This is a genomic window from Frankia sp. CcWB2, from assembly GCF_977927585.1.
The window spans coordinates 1-6210 of the sequence record NZ_CDWRCM010000025.1 but is presented as its reverse complement, the minus strand read 5'-3'; the positions used below and the strand labels follow the sequence as shown (position 1 = coordinate 6210).

The following is a 6210-nucleotide window of genomic DNA, read 5'->3' as shown; positions in this document are numbered from 1 at the left end:
CCTGTCGAGCTTCGCCGGCGACCGCCCCGAGGTGGTTGGCCATCTCCTCGCGGCTGCCGGATCCCTGACCGCGGCGTTCCGCGCCGCCCTCGGTGCCCGTGGGGAGGACGCTCCGGGGCCCGCCACGCCGCGACGGCGCGAGACGGCGCCCCCCGCATCTGGGGATCATCCATGGCCGGGGGACACCACCGGCACCCAACCCGCCACCGCGCTTAGACCCCGCGTGCAGAGGATCGATATCACGTGAGCATCGCTACTCCCGATAGTTCGAAGAATCTGGATATTCCGGGCAGCTTGACGGTTCCGCGCACCGAGCGTGCCGGCGCGGCCCCCGGCCCGTTGCCGGTGGAGGACCGGATGGAGGGCCTGACGATCGGCGTCGACGTTGGCGGGACGAAGGTCGCCGCCGGCGTCGTGGACGGCGCGGGGACGATCATCACCTCCCTGCGTCGGCCTACCCCGGGCCATTCGGCCGCCGAGGTCGCGGACACCATCGCCAGCGTCGTCGCGGAGCTCAGTGCCGACCACGCCGTGCGTGCGGTCGGCATCGGCGCGGCCGGGTGGGTCGACTCGGACCGGTCCCGCGTCCTGTTTGCACCGAACCTCGCCTGGCGCGACGAACCCCTGCGCGACGAGGTCGGAGCGCGCATCGGCCTGCCCGTCGTCGTGGAGAACGACGCCAACGCGATGGCCTGGGCGGAGTACCGTTTCGGGGCCGGCCGTGGCCGGCGTGACCTCGTCTGCCTGACGGTGGGAACCGGCATCGGCAGCGGCATCGTCCTGGGCGGTGAGCTCTACCGGGGCGCGTCCGGTATCGGCGCCGAGATGGGCCACATGCGGGTGGTACCCGACGGGTACCCGTGCGGATGTGGTAACAGAGGGTGCTGGGAGCAGTATGCGAGCGGGCGAGCGATGGTCCGGCTGGCGAAGAACATCGCCACCGTGGATCCGAGTGCGGCCATGCCCATGCTGGAGCATTGTGGCGGTGGCGTCGACGCGCTGACCGGCCCGGACGTCACCGAGGCGGCACGCAAAGGGGACCCGGCGGCGATCAGGTGCTTCACCGAGATCGGCCACTGGCTAGGCGAGGGTATGGCGACGCTGGTCGCCGCGCTCGACCCGAACCGCTTCGTCATCGGCGGCGGCGTCTCCGACGCCGGCGAGCTGCTGCTCGGCCCGGCCCGGCAGAGCCTCCTGGCCGCCATGCCCGGGCGGGATTACCGTTCCGAGCCGGACATCGTCATCGCCGAGCTTGGATCCCAAGCGGGCCTCGTGGGCGCGGCCGACCTCGCCCGGTTCTGACCCGAAATCCCCACGACTATCCCAGGAGGGTCGCCGAAGGCGATTCGACGGAGACCCCGTACGGCGCCCTATGACAGGGGTCCCCGCGTCGCGGCGAAGCCGCTACGTGGGGAGGCCCGGTAGTCGGGTACCAGTTCGGCGGCGAGCTCCTCGAGGAACAGCCCGGTGTCGGCGACGACGCCGACCGCGTGCGCGCTGGTGCGTTCGGTGAGAGCGTGCACCGTCGAGGGGTTGACGTCCACGCAGGCCACCGGGACCGAGGCCGGCAGGATGTTGCCGGTGGCCACGGAGTACTGGGCGCTGGCGATCATGAGGGCGAACGCCACCCCCCGCAGCGCGGCGCGCATCGCCCGCTGGCCTGCCAGGACGTCGGTGTGGACGTCGGGCAGCGGGCCTTCGTCGCGGACCGATCCGACGAGCACGAAGGTCTTGTTGGCCTTGACCATCGCGTGCATGATCCCCTGGGTGAGCACGCCGGACTCCACGGCGGCCCGGATGGATCCCTCCCGGCGGATCGTGTTGACCGCGCGGATGTGCTGCTCGCTGCCGCGCTGCACCCGGCCGCTGCGCAGCGGCCCGAGCCCCAGCGGCGATCCGTAGAGAGCAGCCTCCACGTCGAGTGTCGCCAGTGCGTTGCCGGCGAACAGCACGTCGACATAGCCGGCCCCGACGAGGGCGATCAACGCTGGCCCGGCCCCGGTGCTCACCACAGTCTGACCCGCCACCCAGAGCACCTGCGACCCCTCGGCCTTGACCTCGCGGATCTGGCGGGCGATCGCCCGGGCCAGGACCGCCTGCGGCTGGGTGGAGCTCGGCAGCGGGGCGGCCAGGGACTCGTACTCCTCGTAGACCCGGCTGGAGTGGGCGGTGACCGGCAGGACGACCTTCACCCCGTCCACGCCGCACACGATCATGTCTCCCGCGCGCACGTCGGTGACCGGTACCGTTTGCACCCGGCCGTGCGAGACGACCAGGCCGCAGTCCATCTCGGGATGCTCCACCGGCACCCACTGGCCGTCGAGGTGGACGACGGTCTCCAGATTGGTGGTGGAGTAGAAGTCCGGGGGGAAGACGCCGTCGCGGTCGGCCGGCTCGCACCGGGCCGTGCCAGACTCGATCTTGTTCACGCCGTGGACCTGGATCCGCATCAGAATGCGCATGAGCTGACTCGGTGAATCGGCCCCCACCGTGATGACCGCGTGGGACTCGTCATCGTGGCTGTGCCCCAGGTCGATACGATCAACCCGATAGTCACCGCCATAGTCCAGCACGTCGTCGAGAACCCGAGCCAGCACGCCCGTGTCCATGAGATGCCCGTGGACCTCGACCTTTTCGTGGTACTGCACGCCCCACGCCCTTCCTTTTCGGTGCCGGTACGACGGCTGCCACGCCGCGCTCAGACCACCGCGCCGTCGTCGGGGCCGTCGAAATCCGTGGGCGGACGGTCTCCCATCCGCGCGACCAGCGTGCCGACCCCGCCGAGGATCAGCAGAACCCCGGCGACGTTCTGGGTCCGGGACTGGTTGAAGTCGATCAGGTTCGGAACGACGAGGAACATCACACCGAGGGCGATCGAACCGAGTGCCCAGCGCGTCACGGGCCTGATCCGTGGCAGCGGTGGCGGGGGTGGCGGCTCGTAGTGCTCGTCGTCCGGGTCCAGATCCGGGTCGTCCAGACCCTCCGGGACCTGGCCGGAACCCGACAGATCGCCGAGGTCGACGACGAAGTCCTCGGTGCCGCCGCGTCCCCGTCGGCCGCTGTCACCGCCCGCGGACGGGAACGGCAGCTGGTCGGGCCGGGGGTCGGTCCGGTCCTCCGATACGGGCGGACCACCCGGCTCGAACGGCGGGCGTAGGATGATCACAGTGGGGCGGCGGGTGTCGTCCAGATTCTCCGCCGCCGGCCACCGATGGGATTCGGGCTCGTCGTCGAAGCGCGCGATGAGTTCGAAGAACGCGGCGTCGTCGGCTTTCTGGGAGCGCGGGGAGGGCCGCGGTGCGTCGCCCCCCGCGGTTGTCGCGGATCCGTCGCCGCCGCCGTCGAGGCCGCTGTCGTTGAGGCCGCCGCCACCGTCGCCGTCGTCGCCACCACCGTCGGCCGGCTCCTCGCGGTTCGCGGAGGTGCCACCGCCGTCGGCGGGGGCGCTGCTCGGCCCGCCGAGGGGAGCCCCCTCGGGCACGGCGCCGTCCGCCGGCGAGGGCCGGTGCTCGCCGGGTCCTGAACCCGGTGACCGCTCAGCCATCGCCGCAGGGCACGTCGGGCACGAGCGCGCGTGGCGCGTGCCGCCGGACGAATTCCAGACTTCCGTCGAAGATCGTTTCTCGGTCGTTGTCGAGCGTCGCGACGTGGTAACTGTTCTCCAGCAGCCGTTCCTCGGCCGGGGCACGCAGCCCGGCCAGCAGAATCGCGCCGGAGCTGGCTTCCACCACGTGGTCGACGATGCTGCGGTAGGTGAGGACCGGACAGACGATCCGACCGAGCTCCGGCCGGGTCACCGCCCACAGTTGGCGCAGCGACGCGAACGGGCGCAGGGGTACCCGGTCGTAACCGACCTCGGGCACGCCCTCGGCCTTCACGTCGCCGGCCACGCCAGGCACGGCGGGGATCACCCGGCTCAGCAACGGGGCGAACGCCGCGTGCCACCGTTCGGTGGTGAGGCTGGGATTGACCGTGACGAGGCCGGCGAGATCCCCGCCGTGCTGCTCGGCCAGCCGCAGGGCCAGGGTCCCGCCCATCGACAGCCCCATGACGAAGACCTGCTCGCAGGTGGTCCGCAACCGCAGGAACGCGGTCTCTACCGTGGCGTACCAGTCCGGCCAGGTGGTGGGCACCATGTCCTGCCAGCGGGTGCCATGGCCGGGCAGCAGCGGGCACGAGACGGTCAGCCCGACTGCGGAGAGGTACTCGCCCCAGGGCCGCATGCTGCCCGGGGAGCCGGTGAACCCATGGACCAGCAGCACGCCGACCGGCCCACCCTCGAACTCGAACGGTTCCGCGCCCGGGAGGACGGCCGCACCGGTGACACCCGCCATCGTGATCCGCCCTTCGTGCCTCGCGCGCCCGCCCGCATGCCGCGATGCGGGTCCGGCGACGCGCGGAGGGAAAACGCCGGTAAACGCATGCTCGCACGGTCCGCGGGCTGAGGCCACGGTCGTGCGTGTCTCACTCGCTGCGCAACATCGCTGCGCAGGAGCCGCCGGACGGAAAGTCCCCGCCTGATGATATCGGTGATGGGTGGGTACGCGCGCGGGACATCGGGATCGAGGCGCGGTCTGCGGGAGGCTGGGGGCCCGCCGTCAGGTTTCCTGGCCGGCACCGGAGAATGACACGCTGAGCGGGGTAGACCCTGTTCGGTGGACGTCGTGATGACCTCTCCTTAGGCTCAAGCAAGCCCATCATCCTTGCGACCGGCTCTGGGCGACCCGGCCCTGGTGCGGTGGGGTCGCAAGGATCGTCGGGGTCTCCGTGGCGGACCCCGGCGAGGCCGCGGGTCGTGGACCGGCGGCGTGCGCCCCGGTGCCCGACCGACCGGACGGTTCGTGGGAGGTTCGGGCCAGGTGTGATCGGCGTCGGCGGATGAAGACGGGCGACTGGCCACGGGCGCCCCCGGCGGGCCGTCGTCGTGCGGCGGTGACCAGGTGGGAGCTGTCTTGTTCTACTGGGTGGTCAAGGTGTTCCTGACACCTGTCCTGCGACTGTTCTGGCGTCCCTGGGTCGAGGGGGCAGAGAACATCCCCCCGGAGGGGCCCGCGATCCTCGCCGGCAACCATCTCTCCTTCCTGGACCACCTCTTCCTGTCGCTGGTCGTCCCCCGCCGTGTCACCTACCTGGCGAAGAGCGACTACTTCACCGAGGCGGGCGTCAAGGGGTGGTTCAAGCGGGTGTTCTTCAGTGGCGTCGGCCAGATCCCGATCGATCGCAGCGGCGGCAAGGCGAGCGAGGGCGCGTTGCGCTCGGGGGTCCGGGTGCTCCGCCAGGGCCGCCTGCTCGGGATCTATCCGGAAGGCACCCGATCCCCGGACGGCCGGCTCTACCGCGGCAAGGTCGGTGTCGCGCGCCTGGCGCTGGAAGCCGGGGTCCCGGTCATCCCCGTGGCGATGATCGGGACCTTCGAGGTCCAGCCGCCGGGCCAGCTGGTTCCGAAGATCCGTCGGGTCGGCATCCGCATCGGCCGCCCGCTCGACTTCAGCCGCTACGCGGCCATGGCAGATGATCGCTTCGTCCTGCGCTCGGTCACCGACGAGATCATATACGAGCTGATGGCCCTGTCCGGCCAGGAGTATGTGGACATGTACGCGAAGCGGGCCAAGGAGGAGCTCGCGGCCGCCCGGGCACAGGCGGCTGCCGCTGCCGGCGCGCCCGCGGGGTCTACCACCCCGGCGCAGGTCTCCCCGGCGTCCACCAGCACGGCGCAGGGTTCCCCTGGGGCGGCGACGCCGGCTCGGTCTCCGGATCAGCTCGGGCTGCCGGTCACGGCGCCGGCGAATCCACGCGCCGCCAAAGACCGGATCGACCGGGCGGTCTGACCCGTTTGCGGTGGACACGGCAGGATGGTCCGGTGTGTGGTGACAGCGTTCCTGGCTGGACGACGATCGGGCGGCGTCGCGGCTTCGAGCATCCCCGGCGATTCCCGGGACGGCGTCCGCTTCTGGTCGCGCTCGGCCTGATCGTTGGCTGCCTCGCGGGAACGGGTCCGGTGCCCGGGGCCTCGGCGGCCGGTTCCCCCACCGCACCTGTTGGACCGCCCGTGGGCGCCGCCCCGGCCGATACGATCGGTCGCTCGGGAACGTACCTCACGGACAGTGATCGTCGGGTGGTCGTCCTGCACGGGATCACGGTGCCGGCCGGGGTGACGCCCACCGCCGGGGACATCGACACCTGGGTCGGCTTCGGATTTACCGGGGTGCG

5 protein-coding genes and 2 pseudogenes are annotated in these 6210 nt (G+C 71.4%); 4 read left to right on the top strand and 3 right to left on the bottom strand.

Annotated features, from left to right (window positions below; translation table 11 throughout):
- Both ACY45C_RS04705 and ACY45C_RS04700 read left to right on the top strand, forming a co-directional pair.
- Nucleotides 1-247, top strand: a pseudogene (locus ACY45C_RS04705) (hypothetical protein); the annotation flags it as partial.
- Complete coding sequence (locus ACY45C_RS04700; protein ID WP_462186416.1) at nucleotides 244-1302, top strand: ROK family glucokinase; 1059 nt, start codon at nucleotides 244-246, stop codon at nucleotides 1300-1302. The pseudogene ACY45C_RS04705 and the gene ACY45C_RS04700, both read left to right, overlap by 4 nt.
- Before the next feature lie 68 nt (nucleotides 1303-1370).
- On the opposite strand, the gene ACY45C_RS04695 is transcribed toward ACY45C_RS04700, so the two are convergent.
- From ACY45C_RS04695 to ACY45C_RS04685, 3 genes are read right to left on the bottom strand one after another with little or no spacing between them, the layout of a single operon-like run.
- A complete protein-coding gene (locus ACY45C_RS04695) occupies nucleotides 1371-2648 on the bottom strand; it encodes an ornithine cyclodeaminase family domain (RefSeq protein WP_462186415.1) in 1278 nt (425 codons plus the stop codon).
- Nucleotides 2649-2698: 50 nt separating this feature from the next.
- Nucleotides 2699-3481: a hypothetical protein gene (locus ACY45C_RS04690; protein WP_462186414.1), complete on the bottom strand. Its 783-nt coding sequence runs from the start codon at nucleotides 3479-3481 to the stop codon at nucleotides 2699-2701.
- 55 nt (nucleotides 3482-3536) lie between these two features.
- Nucleotides 3537-4334, bottom strand: a complete 798-nt coding sequence (locus ACY45C_RS04685) for an alpha/beta hydrolase (RefSeq protein WP_462186413.1) — start codon at nucleotides 4332-4334, stop codon at nucleotides 3537-3539.
- Nucleotides 4335-4952: 618 nt separating this feature from the next.
- Here ACY45C_RS04685 and ACY45C_RS04680 point away from each other — a divergent pair.
- Together ACY45C_RS04680 and ACY45C_RS04675 are read left to right on the top strand one after the other, a co-directional pair.
- Nucleotides 4953-5828, top strand: a complete 876-nt coding sequence (locus tag ACY45C_RS04680) for a lysophospholipid acyltransferase family protein (RefSeq protein ID WP_462186435.1) — start codon at nucleotides 4953-4955, stop codon at nucleotides 5826-5828.
- A 32-nt stretch (nucleotides 5829-5860) separates the two neighbouring features.
- A pseudogene (locus ACY45C_RS04675) lies at nucleotides 5861-6210 on the top strand (hypothetical protein); the annotation flags it as partial.